1 protein-coding gene is annotated in these 1,143 nt (G+C 66.8%); it reads left to right on the top strand.

From position 1 onward, the window contains the following. On the top strand, positions 1 to 1,143 hold a 1,143-nt coding region (locus AB0G56_RS42190), incomplete at its 5' end, for an LLM class flavin-dependent oxidoreductase (RefSeq protein WP_360981680.1).

The raw sequence follows: 1,143 nt of genomic DNA on the forward strand, positions 1-1,143 counted from the left end.
GACACCCCGGTCGGGCTCACGCATGAGCACCGCTATCGGGAGCTGATCGAGGAGGTGCTGCTGGCGGAGCGGGTGGGCTTCGATGCCTTCGGCAGTTCCGAGCAGCACGTCGCCCTGGGTACGGCCTCGGTTTCGGCTCCGGAGGTGCTCTACCCCTACCTGATGGCCCTCACGAGCCGGATCCGCTTCATCCACCTCGTGACGCTGCTGCCGACCCGGATGAACCACGCCCTGCGCGTCGCGGAACGTGTCGCCACCGAGGACATCCTGTCCAACGGCCGCGTTGAACTGGGCACCGGCCGCGGCAACACCACACTCGCGCTGCGCGCGTTCGAGGTCGACCCCTCGGAGAACAAGGCCCAGTGGCGCGAAGGCATCGAGCTGATCCGCCGCGCCTTCCTGAACGACGTGTTCTCCTACGTGGGCGACCACTACAGGATCCCGCCCCGCAGCCTCGTCCCCAAGCCCCTGCAGGGCCCCTACCCACCCATCTCGGCCGCCGCCGGCAGCCCGAGCTCCGTCGAGACCGCCGCCTCCATGGGCATCGGCGCCATCATGGGCGGCCTCTACCTCGGCTACGACCTCGTCGAGAACATGGTCAAGCTCTACGACAAGACCCTCGCCGCCACAGACCACCCCTACCCGATCACCCCGCGCAAGATGGTCGCCGTCGCCGGCGGCATGCACTGCGCCGAGACCACCGCACAGGCCCGCACCGAAGCAAAGCCCCTGTTCGAGATGGCCAAGCTCTCCACCGACGCCTACGAACGCCTCTCCAAGCTGTCGAAGGACTACGCCTACATGGGCGCCGTCAAGGACATCGACTTCAACGACGAGGAGTACATGTTCGAACGCTCCCAGGGCTTCATGGTCGGCGACCCCGACCACTGCATCGAACACGTCCAGCGCTACGCCGACATGGGCGTCGACGCACTCGTCCTGCGAATCGACAGCCTCCCCCACGACCAGCTCATGCGCTCCATCGAACTCTTCGGCAAGTACGTCATCCCCCGCTTCAAGAACCCCCGCAACGTGGTCCGCTCAGCCGACGACGTCCTCGCCGACATCCGCGCCGCACGCCCCGCCCACGAAGAAGCACTCCGCCAATACCACGCCAACCACACCAAGGAGACCGCGCGATGA

It is taken from the genome of Streptomyces sp. NPDC021356 (genome assembly GCF_040641015.1).
In the GTDB taxonomy this organism is placed as follows: Bacteria; Actinomycetota; Actinomycetes; order Streptomycetales; family Streptomycetaceae; genus Streptomyces.